The 15,641-nt window shown below is 38.3% G+C and carries 20 protein-coding genes and 6 pseudogenes; 20 read left to right on the top strand and 6 right to left on the bottom strand.

The window, feature by feature from the left end; all coding sequences use genetic code 11:
- Nucleotides 1-75 precede the first annotated feature (75 nt).
- A complete protein-coding gene (locus DXA55_RS05880; protein ID WP_242998374.1) occupies nucleotides 76-393 on the bottom strand; it encodes a hypothetical protein in 318 nt (105 codons plus the stop codon).
- A 109-nt stretch (nucleotides 394-502) separates the two neighbouring features.
- Between DXA55_RS05880 and DXA55_RS17265 the strand changes: the two genes are divergently transcribed.
- Entirely contained in the window at nucleotides 503-787 is a 285-nt protein-coding gene (locus DXA55_RS17265) for a hypothetical protein (protein WP_199605753.1), read from the top strand.
- A 45-nt stretch (nucleotides 788-832) separates the two neighbouring features.
- Here DXA55_RS17265 and DXA55_RS05875 read toward each other — a convergent pair whose 3' ends face one another.
- From DXA55_RS05875 to DXA55_RS05860, 4 genes and pseudogenes are all read right to left on the bottom strand, one after another.
- The gene (locus DXA55_RS05875) at nucleotides 833-1,111 is read right to left on the bottom strand and encodes a helix-turn-helix domain-containing protein (RefSeq protein WP_092072478.1); all 279 of its coding nucleotides are present in this window, start codon (nucleotides 1,109-1,111) and stop codon (nucleotides 833-835) included.
- 4 nt (nucleotides 1,112-1,115) lie between these two features.
- A pseudogene (locus tag DXA55_RS05870) lies at nucleotides 1,116-1,289 on the bottom strand (dUTP diphosphatase); the annotation flags it as partial.
- Nucleotides 1,290-1,297: 8 nt separating this feature from the next.
- The gene (locus DXA55_RS05865) at nucleotides 1,298-1,624 is read right to left on the bottom strand and encodes a hypothetical protein (protein WP_029471619.1); all 327 of its coding nucleotides are present in this window, start codon (nucleotides 1,622-1,624) and stop codon (nucleotides 1,298-1,300) included.
- A gap of 29 nt (nucleotides 1,625-1,653) precedes the next feature.
- Nucleotides 1,654-1,821, bottom strand: a complete 168-nt coding sequence (locus tag DXA55_RS05860) for a hypothetical protein (RefSeq protein ID WP_242998373.1) — start codon at nucleotides 1,819-1,821, stop codon at nucleotides 1,654-1,656.
- A gap of 189 nt (nucleotides 1,822-2,010) precedes the next feature.
- Here DXA55_RS05860 and DXA55_RS05855 point away from each other — a divergent pair, with 189 nt between their 5' ends.
- The 12 genes and pseudogenes from DXA55_RS05855 to DXA55_RS05805 all read left to right on the top strand — a co-directional run bounded on the left by DXA55_RS05855 (nucleotide 2,011) and on the right by DXA55_RS05805 (nucleotide 10,571).
- Nucleotides 2,011-2,613, top strand: a complete 603-nt coding sequence (locus DXA55_RS05855) for a Type 1 glutamine amidotransferase-like domain-containing protein (RefSeq protein WP_117813321.1) — start codon at nucleotides 2,011-2,013, stop codon at nucleotides 2,611-2,613.
- Between the two features lie 122 nt (nucleotides 2,614-2,735).
- A complete protein-coding gene (locus tag DXA55_RS05850) occupies nucleotides 2,736-3,173 on the top strand; it encodes a radical SAM mobile pair system MarR family transcriptional regulator (RefSeq protein ID WP_117813319.1) in 438 nt (145 codons plus the stop codon).
- A complete protein-coding gene (locus DXA55_RS05845) occupies nucleotides 3,170-3,859 on the top strand; it encodes a radical SAM mobile pair protein A (RefSeq protein WP_117813317.1) in 690 nt (229 codons plus the stop codon). The genes DXA55_RS05850 and DXA55_RS05845 overlap by 4 nt, the downstream gene beginning before the upstream one ends.
- The gene (locus tag DXA55_RS05840; RefSeq protein WP_117813315.1) at nucleotides 3,847-4,755 is read left to right on the top strand and encodes a radical SAM mobile pair protein B; all 909 of its coding nucleotides are present in this window, start codon (nucleotides 3,847-3,849) and stop codon (nucleotides 4,753-4,755) included. Before DXA55_RS05845 ends, DXA55_RS05840 begins: the two co-directional genes overlap by 13 nt.
- 426 nt (nucleotides 4,756-5,181) lie before the next feature.
- Nucleotides 5,182-5,895, top strand: coding sequence for a lantibiotic protection ABC transporter ATP-binding protein (locus DXA55_RS05835; protein WP_055225704.1), 714 nt, complete (start codon nucleotides 5,182-5,184; stop codon nucleotides 5,893-5,895).
- Nucleotides 5,888-6,618 (top strand): annotated as a pseudogene (locus DXA55_RS05830) (lantibiotic immunity ABC transporter MutE/EpiE family permease subunit). The gene DXA55_RS05835 and the pseudogene DXA55_RS05830 overlap by 8 nt, the downstream one beginning before the upstream one ends.
- A gap of 1 nt (nucleotide 6,619) precedes the next feature.
- A complete protein-coding gene (locus DXA55_RS05825) occupies nucleotides 6,620-7,360 on the top strand; it encodes a lantibiotic immunity ABC transporter MutG family permease subunit (protein ID WP_005330844.1) in 741 nt (246 codons plus the stop codon).
- Nucleotides 7,361-7,374: 14 nt separating this feature from the next.
- Nucleotides 7,375-8,037 carry a response regulator transcription factor gene (locus tag DXA55_RS05820; protein WP_015512795.1) on the top strand — a complete coding sequence of 221 codons (663 nt, stop codon included), beginning with the start codon at nucleotides 7,375-7,377 and terminating at the stop codon, nucleotides 8,035-8,037.
- Nucleotides 8,025-9,400, top strand: a pseudogene (locus DXA55_RS05815) (sensor histidine kinase). The gene DXA55_RS05820 and the pseudogene DXA55_RS05815 overlap by 13 nt, the downstream one beginning before the upstream one ends.
- Nucleotides 9,401-9,512: 112 nt before the next feature.
- Nucleotides 9,513-9,608, top strand: a pseudogene (locus DXA55_RS17590) (DUF6462 family protein); the annotation flags it as partial.
- A gap of 308 nt (nucleotides 9,609-9,916) precedes the next feature.
- Nucleotides 9,917-10,132 carry a hypothetical protein gene (locus DXA55_RS05810; RefSeq protein ID WP_055221652.1) on the top strand — a complete coding sequence of 72 codons (216 nt, stop codon included), beginning with the start codon at nucleotides 9,917-9,919 and terminating at the stop codon, nucleotides 10,130-10,132.
- Nucleotides 10,133-10,154: 22 nt separating this feature from the next.
- A complete protein-coding gene (locus tag DXA55_RS05805; RefSeq protein ID WP_055225697.1) occupies nucleotides 10,155-10,571 on the top strand; it encodes a hypothetical protein in 417 nt (138 codons plus the stop codon).
- Nucleotides 10,572-10,622: 51 nt separating this feature from the next.
- On the opposite strand, the gene DXA55_RS05800 is transcribed toward DXA55_RS05805, so the two are convergent.
- Nucleotides 10,623-11,138 (bottom strand): helix-turn-helix domain-containing protein, encoded by a 516-nt coding sequence (locus DXA55_RS05800; RefSeq protein ID WP_055182202.1) that lies wholly within the window; start codon nucleotides 11,136-11,138, stop codon nucleotides 10,623-10,625.
- Nucleotides 11,139-11,330: 192 nt separating this feature from the next.
- Here DXA55_RS05800 and DXA55_RS05795 point away from each other — a divergent pair, with 192 nt between their 5' ends.
- From DXA55_RS05795 to DXA55_RS05760, 7 genes and pseudogenes are all read left to right on the top strand, one after another.
- Complete coding sequence (locus DXA55_RS05795) at nucleotides 11,331-11,987, top strand: hypothetical protein (RefSeq protein WP_172680796.1); 657 nt, start codon at nucleotides 11,331-11,333, stop codon at nucleotides 11,985-11,987.
- Between the two features lie 735 nt (nucleotides 11,988-12,722).
- The gene (locus DXA55_RS17585; protein ID WP_021737557.1) at nucleotides 12,723-12,932 is read left to right on the top strand and encodes a DUF6219 family protein; all 210 of its coding nucleotides are present in this window, start codon (nucleotides 12,723-12,725) and stop codon (nucleotides 12,930-12,932) included.
- A gap of 3 nt (nucleotides 12,933-12,935) precedes the next feature.
- The gene (gene bcp, locus DXA55_RS05780) at nucleotides 12,936-13,391 is read left to right on the top strand and encodes a thioredoxin-dependent thiol peroxidase (RefSeq protein WP_021737556.1); all 456 of its coding nucleotides are present in this window, start codon (nucleotides 12,936-12,938) and stop codon (nucleotides 13,389-13,391) included.
- Complete coding sequence (gene yaaA, locus DXA55_RS05775) at nucleotides 13,391-14,140, top strand: peroxide stress protein YaaA (RefSeq protein ID WP_055267392.1); 750 nt, start codon at nucleotides 13,391-13,393, stop codon at nucleotides 14,138-14,140. Before bcp ends, yaaA begins: the two co-directional genes overlap by 1 nt.
- A 127-nt stretch (nucleotides 14,141-14,267) precedes the next feature.
- Nucleotides 14,268-14,675 carry a Fur family transcriptional regulator gene (locus DXA55_RS05770; RefSeq protein ID WP_055225693.1) on the top strand — a complete coding sequence of 136 codons (408 nt, stop codon included), beginning with the start codon at nucleotides 14,268-14,270 and terminating at the stop codon, nucleotides 14,673-14,675.
- Nucleotides 14,668-15,288: pseudogene (locus tag DXA55_RS18070) on the top strand (flavin reductase); the annotation flags it as partial. The gene DXA55_RS05770 and the pseudogene DXA55_RS18070, both read left to right, overlap by 8 nt.
- Before the next feature lie 160 nt (nucleotides 15,289-15,448).
- A pseudogene (locus DXA55_RS05760) lies at nucleotides 15,449-15,641 on the top strand (metallophosphoesterase); the annotation flags it as partial.

Below are 15,641 nucleotides of genomic sequence, written 5' to 3'. Positions count from 1 at the left end.
CATTATTTAAAGAAAACTGATCCATTGCGGTGGAATCAGTTTTCTTGTGTTATACGGTTTAAAACGTTTCTGATATTAGTGTTGAAGTGGTGGTGCAACGGTACGATTGATATCGTTGTTTGATATATGAGGAGCATTGAGTAGTACTGTGAAATTCTGCTGGATGATATCTAGTGTTTTCTGTTTTTTCTGCAATTCCTGTTTTTCTCGGACAGTAGCAGCTTGTTCAGATTCAAGATGTTCAATCCGCTTCTGAATTTTATTAGAGCTTGGGATTTTGGTAATACCGAGATCTTGCAGCTCTTTTTTTAGTGAATCGTGGAGCTGGTATTCTGCCTGATGCTTGGTACGGTAAGCTTTTGGATTTTTTGCAGATTTGCAATCTTCAATCACTTTACGGCAGAGCCGGTAAGAATCGCAGTGTTTTTGAATGACTTTCTGTGTACTCAGCTCACTGGTGATTTGAGCTATTCTCTGATCAGTCGCTTTAACAGAAGAAGCAATGAATCCGGAAGAAGATATAACTAATACTATTATGTATAAGGGTAATAGAAATTTTCTGATGCAATTTTTAGTAACAAGTTGCAAAAAAATGAAGGTGTATTATGTTGGTGACTCCCAGAATCGGGAAATGATTTTAGATAAATTCAGATTAGCTCTTTTAAATGAAGAGTATATTATTTCCACGGATATTCAGGAAATATTAGGACGTGGTTCTGTCTTGTCATTCCGGCAATCATTGCTGTATAAATTTTCTAAATCAAAGTTAGAGAAAATGTCTGCATAAAACAAATTCGTTTTACGCAGACGTTTTTTAGCTAGCGGGGAAAAATCAACCCAACTCTGCCCCAAGTTCATACCTCCAATACTCCGCGGCCTCATACTCTCTGGGTTCTGAGAGTACCGGTACGGTAAAGAGTTCAACCGGAACACCGAGTGTTGATGCGAAGAGTTTCATAAGATCCTCTTTCGGTGTTCGGACATCGCTTTCGTACTGAGCAATCCGGACATCGGCACAGCTGTCGGGAAAGCCAACAGCCATGCCAAGTTCTTTCTGAGTAAGATGATTTTTCTGTCTTAAGTGTTTTAATTTTCTTCCAAATGTAATCATAGTATTATTCTCCTGTACTTCCAAATGCCCCAGTTCCTCGTCCTTCACCAAGGTCCAGGACAAAGTCTGCGATCACGACTGGTGTGATTACCAGCTGACCGACGCGTGTGTCTTTATGAATGGTCTGAGAAGATGTGCTCACGTTACTGATAATGGCATGGATCTCACCACGGTAAGATAGCTGTTTCAATGTGATCCATAGGCCTGTTCCTCCTTTACCAGAGCTTTTAAAAGAATCAGATAATTGATGCAGTCTGTGATCTTTTCATCCCACTGTTCCATGTCAAAATGTAACAGAGTGGAATAACACATATCGTAAAGGGATACGACATGTTTCGACATCATACCGGCCAGTGCTGCTTTTGGATCGCAGTTTTGTAAAGCGGCAGCAATCTTGAATGCACTGAGGCGGTCAATATTGTCACCGGTATATTCTTTCTTTTTATGTGCCAGGATATCAGCACATTTCCTCATTTGAAGTTCAAATACAACATTAAATTCTTCTTGTGTCATGTAATAGTTCCTCCTTCGTTTTGTGATAGTTATCGTTCGAGATCTTTGGTTTTTGATCTCGCTGCTTCTGGAATCTGCATCTGAAGAATGGCATCAACATTCTGATCGGCAGTATCCAGATCTTTTAATTTTTCTTTCAAGCTGCTTATTGCTTCTTCTTCGGAAGCTATCTGCTGTTGCAGTTTTTCTTTTTGCAAAACACAAAACTCTGGATGAAATGCTGCAAGAGTGGAAAGGGGCAAGCCAGTTTATTATTGTCATGGATACTTGGTTCGAAAGATTGATGACAGAATAATAGATGCTGTGATAGAATGAAGAAAACGATTTGAAGTGCAAATCGAAGTTTGGAGAATTGAGAAAATCTGAATTTATAAAGGAGAATATTGATGAAACTATTTTTATGTTCGCATTTTTCAAGTGTAGGAAGTCTGATAAAGGAAGAAATTGAAAATAAGAAAGTCGCATTTATTCCAACAGCTTCGCTGCGTGAAGGCTACACCGGTTATGTCGGCTCGGCTCGAAAATTATTCAAAAAGTTGGGAGCAATCGTAACTGAAATTGATATTTCAACGGAGGCTTATTCAACGATACAGTCTGTTTTTGAAGATGCAGATGTGATATATTTTACCGGCGGAAATTCTTTTTTTCTTATGGACCGGCTCCGTAAAACGGGAACTGATGGGCTGCTGAAAAAGGAATTGGCAAATGGAAAATTGATGATCGGCGAGTCGGCAGGCGCAATTATATGCGCTCCAAGCATCCAATATATCCAGCAAATGGATGAAAAGCCGGAGGACTACTCACAAGAAGATGATGCAGGGCTTGCTTTGATTGATTTCTATGTTCTTCCGCATTATCTTACAGCACCATTTAAGAAAGTTACCGAGAAAATAATGACTGAGTTTTCGGATTTGAATCTATGCCCAATTAACAACTGTCAGGGAATTGTAATTGACGGTGACGGTTCAAAGGTTATTTGCAAAGACTAATTTGAAAATTCAAGTTTGGAGAATTGAAAAAAACGGAATTTACCTATTAAGATATATAAACTGTTGACAATAAAGCTCCTATATAGTATGTTTTTAATAAACTACTATATAGGAGCTTTTGCATGGAAATGAATGGAGGATTTCTTGTTACCAAAATAAAACAGCTTGGAGACCGGATTTTCGAGAAGATTCTCAGTGAAAAGAATATTGATGCATTTAATGGAGCCCAGGGGCGTATTCTTTATGTGCTGTGGCAGAAGGATGGTATTTCAATCAGGTCACTCTCGACTAAATGCGGATTAGCGATAACATCTCTTACTACGATGCTGGAAAGAATGGAAAATCAAGGGCTGATAAGCCGTGTTCAGTCTGAAACGGACAAAAGGAAAACGCTCCTATTTCTGACTGAGAAAGCACATGCCTTAAAGGGCGAGTACGATTCTGTATCTGATGAGATGGGCAGTATTTACTACAAAGGTTTTTCAGAGAAAGAAATTACCCGGTTTGAGGAATGCCTCGACCGCATCAGAAAGAATCTTGAGGAGTGGCAGAAGTCATGAGTATTTGTATCAAAGATCAGATTCAGAACATGAATATCGTCATTGGCTGCACAGTGGGGTGTACATATTGCTATGCCCGCAACAACGTGAAACGCTGGCATATGATTGATGATTTCGCTGACCCTGAATTCTTTCCGGGTAAGCTCAAGATGATGGAAAAGAAACGTCCGCAGAACTTTCTTCTTACTGGGATGAGCGATTTCTCTGGATGGAAGCCGGAATGGAGAGACGAGGTATTTGCAAAGATCCGTGAAAATCCACAGCATCAGTTCCTGTTCCTTAGCAAGCGACCTGATTTGCTGGATTTTGATACCGATCTGGAAAACGCATGGTTTGGCGTTACGGTGACGAGGAAAGCAGAACGGTGGCGTATCGACGCCCTTCGGAAAAACGTCAGAGCAAAACATTACCATGTTACCTTTGAGCCGTTATTCGATGATCCCGGCACAGTTGACCTTTCCGGAATCAATTGGATCGTTGTCGGCACCATGACCGGAGCTCAGAGTAGGAAGATTCATACGGAGCCGGAATGGGCATGGTCTCTGACGGACCAGGCACATAAGCTCGGCATTCCGGTGTTTATGAAGGAAGATCTTGTCCCTATCATAGGGGATGAAAATATGATTCAGGAAATGCCGGAAGAATTTAATAAAGTGTTAGAGGTACAGAAATCATGGAAGAAGTAATAAATGGAATCCTCATTCGTGAGGTGGAAACAAAGAACATCATGACTAAGTCTAGTCTGCCGGTAGGCGGTTACTCGGTCAATCCCTATGTGGGCTGTACACATGCCTGCAAGTATTGCTATGCCTCTTTTATGAAGCGCTTTACCGGGCACAAGGAGGAATGGGGCACTTTCCTTGATGTGAAGCATTGGCCGGAAATTAAAAATCCGAAGAAATATGTCGGACAGCGGGTGGTCATCGGTTCTGTGACAGATGGCTACAATCCACAGGAGGAGCAATTCGGGAATACCAGAAAACTTCTGGAGCAGCTGATCGGCAGTGACGCAGATATTCTGATCTGCACAAAGTCGGATCTTGTGGTACGGGATATTGATTTGTTGAAGAAGCTTGGACGTGTAACCGTTTCATGGTCGATCAACACACTAGATGAAAATTTCAAGAACGATATGGATTCTGCTTCGAGCATTGAGCACCGTATCGCTGCTATGAAGCAGGTATATGAGGCAGGTATCCGTACAGTCTGTTTCGTATCCCCGGTATTTCCCGGTATCACGAATTTTGAAGTAATCTTTGAGCGGGTAAAGGATCAGTGCGATCTGTTCTGGCTCGAAAATCTCAATCTTCGCGGCGGTTTCAAAAAGACAATTATGGATTATATCGCCGGAAAATATCCTGATCTTGTACCACTTTACGACGAGATCTATAACAAGCATAACCGCAGCTACTTTGAAGCACTTGAAGTAAAAGCTGAGGAAATGGCTAAGAAGTATGATTGTGCCTTTGTGGATAATGAAATGCCTTATGGCAGAGTCCCGCAGGGGCATCCGGTGATTGTAGATTATTTCTATCATGAGGAAATCCGTGGGACAGAGAATACCGGAAAAAGAAATCGTTAACTTCAAGTTTGTAGGGCAGATAAGCTGTTTATTTGAGTAGAAAAAAGAATTACAATTAATAACGCGGTGCGGGATTTTGATATCCAGTACCGGCGTTATTGATTCTACAGGGGCTTGGGGGTGTAGCCACCAAATATACTATTCGTTTTCTGCTTCGGCAAGTTTGTTAAGGATCCACTCCCGATTGATAACAATGTCCTCATCATCGCGGAGATCCTTGAAATCATTGCAGTGTGAAGAAGCAAATTCATACATATTGTCAATGTCAACTGCACCAGTGATCTTACCCTTATTAATGATGGTTTATTCCATACGAGAATAAAAATAGAGTAGACGAATTATTTAGCAATCTTCATCAAATCTTTATTTTTTTCTGTTAGGTTATATTTCAGTAAGAAATGAAATATGGAAGGAAGGATAGTAAAGATGGAAATGATGTTGCAGACACAAAATTTGTGTAAATATTTTAGAAAGCAGAAAGCGGTAAATAATGTTTCACTTAATATAGAAAAGAAACAGATTTATGGACTGCTTGGACCGAATGGTGCGGGAAAATCTACCACATTGAAAATGTTGACTGGTATGATGAAACCAACTGCAGGAAAGATTTACTTTGATGGAAAACTTTGGGATAGGAAAGATTTATCAAAAATAGGAGCGTTAATTGAGAATCCGCCTATTTATGAAAATCTTTCCGCCAGAGAGAATTTGAAGGTAAGACAATTATTGCTTGGTACAGATGAAAACAGAATTGATGAGGTCTTGCAGATTGTATCACTTACAAACACCGGAAAGAAGAAAGCAGGACAGTTTTCTTTGGGAATGAAGCAAAGACTAGGCATTGCAATGGCATTGCTTGGAGAACCGGAACTTTTGATATTGGATGAACCTACGAATGGATTAGATCCAATAGGCATCGAGGAATTACGAGAGCTGATCCGGTCTTTTCCGGAACAGGGAATCACTGTAATTCTCTCCAGTCATATTCTCTCAGAGGTACAGTTACTTGCAGATAAAGTCGGGATTATTTCAGGTGGAATCTTAGGATACGAAGGAGCATTAAAGCAGGGAGATAATCTTGAAGATTTGTTTATGAATGTGGTAAGAAAAAACCAGAAAGCAGGTGAAATCCATGGTTAATATTATAAAAGCAGAACATCAAAAAGCCAAAAGAACCATGCGAAAAAAGTTTATCTGGGGATTTCCTCTTCTTACATTTGTCATGGCATTTATATTTACTCTTGGGATGACAAATGCTTATGCAGAAAGTGTTTGGAACTGGTGGTATACACTTTTGCTGCCGGGGATGATTGCTCTATTTTGTTATCTTTCTGTGGCGCAGGAGAAAAAGATAAAATACTATCATTTAATGACTATTCCCACAGATAGAAGAAAATTGTTGCTGGGGAAAATTATTTATATTGGGTACATGATTTTGTTTTCTAATGTGATTGTGTTTGCAGGAGCAACGCTTGGAGGCTTTCTTCTAACGACACATGTTCCAGTTGGAGGAGCGTTGATTGCAGTATTGTTTCTGACGGTTTCTGAGTTATGGGAGATTCCGGTAGCTTTATTTTTAAGTGAACGATTTGGAATGATTGTAAACCTGTTCGTCTGCCTGTTTATTACCGTCAGCGGTGTGGTAATATCACAAACCAGAATCTGGTATGTACTTGTTTCTGCAATCCCTATGCGAATGATGTGCCGTTGCTTCATGTTTTACCAAATGGACTTGCCGCAGAAGCAGGGAATCCTCTTTTGGATACGGGAGTCATTGTTCCGGGAATGTGTCTCTCAATCATCTGGTTTGTTTTTGTAACGGTTCTGTTTTTGAAATGGTTTGAGAGAAGAGAGGTGAAATAAGATGATTGGAAGATCTCTTAATGCAGACTTGCGAAAGATGAAAGGAACATCTGTGATTCTGGCACACTTACTGATTCCGATTATAACCAGCGTTATATTTTTAATATATTACTTTTTTTCACCATGGAATGAAAATATGAAAGTGATTGCATTTTATCAGGCAATAGGAGCAGGACTTCCGGTACTTATTGGAATTTTTACAGCAAGTGTGATGGAACAGGAACAAAATGCAGGTGATTTTCAAAATCTGTTGTCTTTACCGGATAAACCTGCAGCATTTTTATCGAAACTGTTGATGCTACTGGTTTTGTGTCTGTGCTCTATCCTATTGACAGCAATCATATTCGGAATTGGATTTGGAAGAATCGCATCAAGCGATATCGAAATCATGAAAGGATGTATATTTGCAGCATTGCTGCTGTGGGGAAGCAGTGTTCCACTTTATCTGTGGCAGCTGATTCTGGCTTTTCAGTTTGGAAAAGGGGTATCCATTGGAGCAGGGATTATATCAGGACTAATTAGTGCATTGATGCTTACCGGACTTGGAGATTATGTGTGGAAATATGTATTTGTCTGCTGGACGGGTAGAGTACCATATACTTATCTGCAATCTGTATTGGGAGAAACTAGTGTAGGTGAATGGTTGTCATTCATACCAGGTTGCTTAATATTTACAGGGATTAGTATGGTATACTATTTTTGGTGGGTAAACCACTGGGAAGGAAACAGAATATCGGAATAGAATCGAGGGAAACTATGGCAAAAATACTGGCAGTTGATGATGAACCGGCAATTTTGGAAATGATAGAAAGCATTTTGAATAAGGATGGACATCTGGTTACCAAAGTAAGTAATCCACTAAAAATTAATATGGAAGAATTACATCGTTATGACCTGATTTTACTGGACATTATGATGCCTGGAATTGATGGCTTCGAATTATGCAAAAGAATCAGGGCACTTGTGGATTGTCCGATTTTGTTTCTTACGGCAAAAACGGAGGAAAACAGTCTGGTAAACGGACTTTCTTTAGGAGCAGATGATTATATTTCAAAGCCATTTGGAGTGATGGAACTTCGGGCAAGGATCAATGCACATCTTAGAAGAGAGCACAGGGAACATTCTGTCCGGATGGTTTTAGGGAGAGTCTGCATTCAGATGTCTCAAAAGAAACTGTTGATGGATGATAAAGAACTTCCGTTTACGAAAGCAGAGTACGAAATCTGTGAATTTCTGGCTAAAAACAGAGGACAGGTTTTCTCAAAGGAACAGATATTGGAAGCGGTCTTTGGCTTTGACAATGAGAGTAATGACAGTACTATAATCACGCATATCAAAAATATAAGAGCAAAATTTGCGGATTATGATTATATGCCGATAAAAACAGTCTGGGGGATTGGATATAAATGGGAAGAGTAAAGAGAAGCAATGCACTCAGCAGGATTTTTATGAGATATGTACTGGTCATGCTTGGATCATTAGTTGGTTTGGTGATTGTTGCTTATCTGCTGCTGTGCCTTTTGATTAGTGTGGGCTGTATTTATCCGGCAAATTATGCAGAGCAAAAGATTAATGAAGCATATGATACGATTCTACGTGCAGATAAAGTGACTGCTGAGATGATTCCCGCACTTTGTGATTATGTAATCTTTTCAGAGAATGGAGAGAAAATAGGTGGAGATCTGTCAGAACAATACGAACAGATAGCATGGAATGTTGCAAAGTACGGAAACGCATCCGGGAAATATTTTTATAAAGTAATTGTAAGGGAAAATGAATATGTTGTATTGCAATATCGCCTGACACCTCAATATCATTCAGCTTTTTTGAGGGAGCATTTTATAGGACCACAGAATGTGATGAGTATTATGTCAGTGATTGGAGCGGTAGCGATTATCATCATTCCGTCCATACGTTTTGGAAAAAGAATCAAAAAGCAGATGCAGCCTGTATTAGACGCAATCAGACAAATAAAGGATCAAAATCTGGAATATGAGACATCCTGTTCCGGTATCAAAGAGTTTGATGACTGTTTATCGGCAATCGATGATATGCGAGATGCATTGCGAGAATCTTTAGAAAAGCAGTGGAAAACAGAGCAGGAAAAGAAACAACAGATGTCTGCTTTGGCGCATGATATTAAAACACCTCTTACGATTGTACGGGGAAATGCAGAACTACTTTCAGAGACTGAACTGACCACAGAACAGAAGAATAATATCACTTATGTTTTGAACGGCACAACACAGATACAAAGTTATGTAAAACAGTTGATAGATGTCACAAAATCATGGAATTGCAGTGATGTTACCTATACAACGGTGAGGTTAGAAGATTTTTTCGCAGATATAAAGGAACAGGCACTCGGACTGGTAGAAATCTATCACCAGAAAATAGATTGGAAGGCGGGACAAAGTGATAAAAAGGTAACGATTGCTTATGATCCAATGTTCCGAGCCGTAATGAATGTGATTCAGAATGCAGTGGAGCATACAAAAGAAAATGGAATCATTTATATTGACGCAAAGGAGCAGGATGGCCGGCTGACATTCATTGTGGAGGATAGCGGATCAGGATTTACAAAAGAAGCATTATTGCATGGCACAGAGCAGTTTTTTATGGATGACACAAGTAGAAATGGCGAAGCCCATTATGGGATGGGACTATTTTTGCAAAAACTGTGGCTGAAAAATATGGTGGAGGTATTAAACTTTCGAATTCTGAAAATACAGGTGGGGCGAGGGTAGAAATATTTTTCCTGAGTAGTCAGGAAACAAGCTAAATGAAAAGTCTAATCCCCCAGCATAGCTGGGGGATTAGACTTTTCATTTATACGGATATTCGCAAACTACAAGATAAAGCCAAAACTTCATATACTCTAACAGTTAGCGAAAGATGCCAGAGCAGTATACCATGTCAAACGAATTGTGTTAGTTAATTTGGATCTTATTGATGAATATCTGGAAGCATTCCGTGATGAAGAATTTTGATGAAAGAACAGGAGGAACAACTATTCCTCGAAAATTGAGAATTACATATGTTCAATTCTTTGTATTAGGTATATATTTTGAAAAGTTATCCGGTTATACTGACAATATCAAAAGGCAGAACTGTTAGAATGAGGTGAGCAGATGGATACAGCACAGAGAATAAGGATAATTCGGATGATTGAAAAAATAGAGAAGAACCCAGAATTCAGTAGTAAAATCGGTGTGAGAAATACATCTGAGTTTATATCAAGTAAACAATCAAAAAAATGAATGATTCAAATCATAACAGGAGTCAGAAGGAGTAGAATATGTTATCGTTATTATTTGCTATATGCATGATTTGGTTTATTGGAAAATTTTTTATATTTGGTGTAAAAGCATCCTGGGGAATCTTAAAGCTGCTCTGTACAGTTGTATTTTTCCCGGTGATTTTGATAGGAATGGTTGTTGGCGGATTGATTTATATTGCACTTCCATTGTTGATCATCGGCGGAATCATTGCACTTATATCATCTAACTCATAAAAATACGAGGAGGGAAGAAATTATGGGATATGATATAGAAAAAGAGAAACGAGAAGCGATTGAAGCAGGACAACGTGCGTTAAGTAGTCTTCGGACAGCAAAAGAGAACCTGAACAGTGCAAAGAATTGGGGCTTGGTGGATATGTTTGGCGGTGGATTCTTTTCTACGATGTTGAAACACTCCAAGATGGATCAGGCAAGACAAAATATGGAACAGGCGAAATATGATCTTCGTAATTTCAGTAGGGAATTAAATGATGTGAACGTGGCTTGTAATTTAAACATCAATACTGGAGACTTCTTATCCTTTGCAGATTATTTTTTTGATGGATTTGTTGTGGATTGGATGGTGCAGGATCGAATCAATAATGCCAGACATCAGGTGGAAGAAGCTATCCGCAGAACGGAATACATCATAAACCAGTTACAGCATATGTAAAGGAAAGAGGCAGTGAACCATAAATAGGTTCGCTGCCTTGTTTTTTCATACTTATTTCTGTTTCTTTTTTTCTTCTCTGAGCAATTCGATGTTTAGTCCCTGCTCTCCGGCTGTTTTATCAACCCAGAGATTCAGAGAATCTATTGCCAGAGAAATTTCATCCAGTTTGTTGCTGATAAAAGCAAAATCCTTGATCTCATCATCACTGATCTTACCGTCACGGGCAATCTGGATCAGACGTGTGGTAAGAGGATTAATCTCATTCAGACTGGCAATGGTTTCCAGGATTATATTGGACAAGTCAGAAACTTCGACTTCCGGGACATAACGGTGACCGATTTCGCATTTATGAGAGCAGTAATAATTGCAGAGATCTGGTCGCCCGTAAGCGTCTGCCATCTGGATAATATCATAAGGTGTAGGTTCCTGCATTTCATATTCAAATTTTTCAATTTTAGAATCAGAAACAGCAGTCATTTTTTCGCTGGCTTCTAATCTGGTAAGACCGGCTTCTTCCCGGCAAATCTGATAAATTGTTTTATTTTCTCTTGTAGATTGTTTCCCCATGAGAATAACCTCCCCGTATATCGCCGAACATGAGAATTATCAGGTGTTAAGTCCACATGCTGTGCGTGTATTTTCTTTATAGATTTTATTATACTTGAAGCATCAGTAAACAACAAGTGCATTGTTGATACGGAATTATGAAAGGAAGAAAAAACATGAGGAAAACTAGAAGTGATTGTAGAGTAGGAACATTTGAAAAGAAGCATGGTCTTCCACCGGGGACTATTAGAAACAAAAATGGAAGAGATACCAGAAGTGACAAAAAAATTGGCACCATTCGCAAAGAAGCAAAGTAGGAACATAATCATGGAAAAGAAAATAAGAAAAAGATATCATTCAGAAGAAGCTGTAAAAAAAGCGTTAAAAATTGAATCATTTCGAAATTTAACAAAGGATAAAGTGATGGAGTTTACATCTATGATTCCATATATGGAAAAGGAAGTGGCGCTTGAAATAATAAAGCAGTTCCCAGTATATGTAGAGTTTGTGGAATCAGCAATAGAAAATTATACACAGTTATGCAAAACAATTTTAGAAACAAATAAAGAAGAATATGAACAAGCAGTTCATGCACATCAGTATGTTCTTGAGACCTTCGCAAATCAGCTGGAACAAGAAAACTTAACAGAGGAGGAAAGAAGGGAATTTTCTGAAAAAATGATGGAAGAAGCTGATAAAATAACGGAATTATATTTACAGCAGCAGAAATTTCATGAGCGAGTGTTCAAGACGATTGGGGGAGTTGTAACATTAGCTTTGGGAGTGACGGTAACAATGTTAGGTTTAAAAGCAATTGGTAGCGATGAAGATTTACCTCAACTAGATGATGAGAATCAGAATGTTGCATAATAGCTTTATCTATAATTGAAAACAACAGGATGGAAAGGCTCAGGAAAAAGTATTCTGGGCCTTTTGTCTTAGAAGGATAGCAGTATAAAAGAGCAGGGATTTTTATACCCCACCTATTGATATACACTGTAACCATCAAAGAAGATTAAATCATAAAATTCAAAGAAATGGAGGAGTTGGCAATGAAAGGTTTTAACACTGGTGATGGTTACATGGGATTGGAGACTGTGAGAAAAAGTCTGTAACACTTTTTCTATGCGAACCCTACAAAAATATTAGAAGAATAACGTATGCAAAACTTCCTGTTTGCCAACTTGCCCTTTGAGAGAGGAAAAATCCTTTTCTCAAAGGGCTTTTTTGTTTATACGGATATTCGCAAACTTACAAGATAAAGCTAAAATTTCATATACTCTAAGCACAAGGAGGTTGAGGTTTATGAGCCAAACAGCACAGTGTCTAAGGCATATAAGCCACGAACCTGGTATACATTCTGCCAAATGGGAACAATGACGCAGGGTATCTGTAAATTAAAAAATAATGAAAAGAAGAATAAAAAAATACAACACGAAAGGATGCGTCAAGGTAATGCAAGAATTATCGTGATACATCCTTTTGTATTTGGATTGAGTATTTTTCTTTCCCTGCTTGTCAAAAGTAATGGATGGAATGTATAATATTGTTAATGATCCAGAGATATTTATTTTGGAAACAGCTTAATCAATTTGGAGGTATAAAATGAAAGCACATAAGTATTGGTCAATCGGAGCGTTAATTACTATGATTGGAACTTTTTATACTGGATATAAAGGATCCAAATCAGGTCATAGGTATTTTGCGTGTAGCACTCTTATATGTATGATCATGTCTATGTATACGGGACATAAAATGATTTCAGGTAATAAAAGAACAAGAAAACAGGTGGAAAATACAAAAGCGGAGGAATAGTAAATGTTAGAGTTAGGAAAAAAAGCACCGGACTTTGAATTGCCGGATCAGAATGGAGAAATGCATAAATTAAGCGATTATGCAGGAAAAAAAGTGATCTTATATTTTTATCCAAAGGATAATACACCAGGATGTACGAAGCAGGCATGTGGCTTTTCTGAGCGTTATCCACAGTTTACTGAGAAGGGAGCTGTTATTCTCGGAGTAAGCAAGGACTCTGTAGCGTCTCACAAGAGATTTGAAGAAAAATACGGACTGGCATTTACGCTATTAGCAGATCCGGAGCGTAAAGTTATTGAAGCATATGATGTCTGGAAAGAAAAGAAAAATTATGGAAAAGTATCTATGGGTGTAGTAAGAACTACATATCTTATTGATGAGCAGGGAATCATTATAAAGGCAAATGATAAAGTCAAGGCGGCAGATGATCCTGAAAATATGCTTAAGGAATTGGCATAATGAAGATTATTTTATCACCTGCAAAAAAGATGATTGTAGATACCGATAACTTAGCACCGGTTGAACTGCCTGTCTATATTGATAAGACAGCAGAAGTATTAAACTGGATGAAAAGCAAATCAAAAGAAGAACTGAAAGCTATCTGGAAATGTAATGACAAGATTGCAGAGCAGAACTTTAACAGATTGGAAAATATGGATCTTTATAACAGGCTTACTCCGGCTGTTTTAGCATATGAAGGGATTGCATTTCAATATATGGCACCATCTGTGTTTGAAATCCAGCAGTTTGAGTATTTGCAAAATCATTTAAGAATCTTGTCCGCGTTTTATGGCATTTTAAAACCAATGGATGGTGTGACTCCTTATCGTCTTGAAATGCAGGCAAAGGTTGGAATTGGAGATGCAAAAAATCTGTATGAGTACTGGGGAGAATTGTTATACCGCTCAATAATCGATGACAGGAGGATTATCATTAATCTTGCATCAAAAGAATACTCAAAATGTATAGAAAAGTATCTGACATCACAGGACAGATATATTACGATTGTATTTTGTGAGTTATCCGGAGATAAATTGGTAACAAAAGGTACCTATGCCAAGATGGCTCGTGGTGAAATGGTCAGATTCATAGCGGAAAATAATATTGAAAATCCGGTGGAGATTCAGAAATTTGACAGACTCGGATATTCGTTTAGGTCTGATTTATCTTCAGATTCAGAATATGTATTTGAACGCAAAATAAAATAGTTATTCAGGTAAAAGATGCTCAGTTTGGCAGCTTTTATAATAATGAGAATTATTACTATTTTTATTGACAACAGGATGATGGTGGTATATAATCCTTATTAAGAACTAATCCTAATAAGGAGGACGAATGACAAGTAGGAGAAATACCATTCAAAAAGATCTCGTAAGAAATACCGTATACGAAATGAGAAGACACGTTACGGCAAATGAAGTGTATGAATTTATAAAAGAAGCATATCCAACAATTGGAAAAGGAACGGTATATAGAAATCTTGATATATTGGTAGAGGAAGGTGCATTAAGAAAGGTTGAAGTTCCGAATGGACCGAACCGATTTGATTTTACATTGAAAAATCATTACCATGTAAGATGTATAAAGTGCGGTGAAATTTTTGATGTGGATATGGATCAAATACCGGATTTGCTGGAAAGAATTCATAACACTCATGGAATTGAATTTGTGGATTATGATATTTCATTTAAAGGCATTTGCCCGAAATGCAGGGAGAAGGTAAAGGAGGAACAGCATGGATAGGAAAGCAATGTATAAGTTGAGTTATGGACTGTTTATATTGACCGCTAAAGAAGCAGAAAAAGATAACGGATGCATCATTAATACAGCCATTCAGGCAGCTTCGGAACCAAACCAGTTAAGTATCTGTGTAAATAAGGCAAATTATACGCATGATATGATTCAAAGAACCGGAAAATTTACTGTATCAGTCTTAAGTCAGAAGGCACAATTTGAATTGTTTAAACATTTTGGCTTCCAATCAGGAAGAGATACCAATAAGTTTGAAGCCTTTGAGCAGTGTGCTAGGGGCACAAATGGTATTTATTATATTACAGAAGGTACAAATGCATACATTTCTGTGACAGTTACTAAAACAGAGGACTTGGGTTCACATACGATGTTTATCGGTGAGATAACCGATATGGAAGTTTTAAGCAATGTTCCTTCAGTAACATATGATTATTATCAGAATAATATTAAGCCTAAGCCACAGGAGGTTGGAAAAACAGAGGACAGTCAGACAATATGGCGTTGCAGAATTTGCGGATATGAATATGTAGGCGAGGAATTACCAGATGACTTTATATGTCCTTTGTGCAAGCACCCGGCATCAGATTTTGAAAAAGTAGTAAAGAAAACGGAGGTAAAAGAGATGGCAGCAAACAAATATGCAGGAACACAGACAGAGAAGAATTTACAGGAGGCATTTGCAGGGGAATCACAGGCAAGAAATAAGTATACCTATTTTGCTTCTGTAGCGAAAAAGGAAGGTTAGTATAAGAAGGTATGATGGTATGAAGATATTAGTAATTCCTGATGTTCATCTTAAACCGCAGATGTTTAAACAGGCTACAGCTCTTATGCATCAGGGAATTGCCGATCGAGCGGTATGTCTGATGGACATCCCTGATGATTGGGACAAGCAATATAATGTCGGACTTTATGAAGAAACTTATGATGAGGCTATTCGGTTTGCAAAAGCATTTC

The organism is Blautia sp. OF03-13 (genome assembly GCF_003460685.1).
Classification (GTDB): domain Bacteria; phylum Bacillota; class Clostridia; order Lachnospirales; family Lachnospiraceae; genus Fusicatenibacter; species Fusicatenibacter saccharivorans.
Note: the sequence above shows the minus strand (reverse complement) of the source record. Positions and strands in the feature narration are given on the sequence as shown.

Excerpts from the sequence above, each read along its gene's own strand:
- DXA55_RS17265 (WP_199605753.1), top strand. The coding sequence starts at position 503 with ATGAATCCGGAAGAAGATATAACTAATACTATTATGTATAAGGGTAAT.
- DXA55_RS05875 (WP_092072478.1), bottom strand. The coding sequence starts at position 1,111 with ATGATTACATTTGGAAGAAAATTAAAACACTTAAGACAGAAAAATCAT.
- DXA55_RS05865 (WP_029471619.1), bottom strand. The coding sequence starts at position 1,624 with ATGACACAAGAAGAATTTAATGTTGTATTTGAACTTCAAATGAGGAAA.
- DXA55_RS05855 (WP_117813321.1), top strand. The coding sequence starts at position 2,011 with ATGAAACTATTTTTATGTTCGCATTTTTCAAGTGTAGGAAGTCTGATA.
- DXA55_RS05850 (WP_117813319.1), top strand. The coding sequence starts at position 2,736 with ATGGAAATGAATGGAGGATTTCTTGTTACCAAAATAAAACAGCTTGGA.
- DXA55_RS05845 (WP_117813317.1), top strand. The coding sequence starts at position 3,170 with ATGAGTATTTGTATCAAAGATCAGATTCAGAACATGAATATCGTCATT.
- DXA55_RS05840 (WP_117813315.1), top strand. The coding sequence starts at position 3,847 with ATGGAAGAAGTAATAAATGGAATCCTCATTCGTGAGGTGGAAACAAAG.
- DXA55_RS05835 (WP_055225704.1), top strand. The coding sequence starts at position 5,182 with ATGGAAATGATGTTGCAGACACAAAATTTGTGTAAATATTTTAGAAAG.
- DXA55_RS05825 (WP_005330844.1), top strand. The coding sequence starts at position 6,620 with ATGATTGGAAGATCTCTTAATGCAGACTTGCGAAAGATGAAAGGAACA.
- DXA55_RS05820 (WP_015512795.1), top strand. The coding sequence starts at position 7,375 with ATGGCAAAAATACTGGCAGTTGATGATGAACCGGCAATTTTGGAAATG.
- DXA55_RS05810 (WP_055221652.1), top strand. The coding sequence starts at position 9,917 with ATGTTATCGTTATTATTTGCTATATGCATGATTTGGTTTATTGGAAAA.
- DXA55_RS05805 (WP_055225697.1), top strand. The coding sequence starts at position 10,155 with ATGGGATATGATATAGAAAAAGAGAAACGAGAAGCGATTGAAGCAGGA.
- DXA55_RS05800 (WP_055182202.1), bottom strand. The coding sequence starts at position 11,138 with ATGGGGAAACAATCTACAAGAGAAAATAAAACAATTTATCAGATTTGC.
- DXA55_RS17585 (WP_021737557.1), top strand. The coding sequence starts at position 12,723 with ATGAAAGCACATAAGTATTGGTCAATCGGAGCGTTAATTACTATGATT.
- bcp (WP_021737556.1), top strand. The coding sequence starts at position 12,936 with ATGTTAGAGTTAGGAAAAAAAGCACCGGACTTTGAATTGCCGGATCAG.
- yaaA (WP_055267392.1), top strand. The coding sequence starts at position 13,391 with ATGAAGATTATTTTATCACCTGCAAAAAAGATGATTGTAGATACCGAT.
- DXA55_RS05770 (WP_055225693.1), top strand. The coding sequence starts at position 14,268 with ATGACAAGTAGGAGAAATACCATTCAAAAAGATCTCGTAAGAAATACC.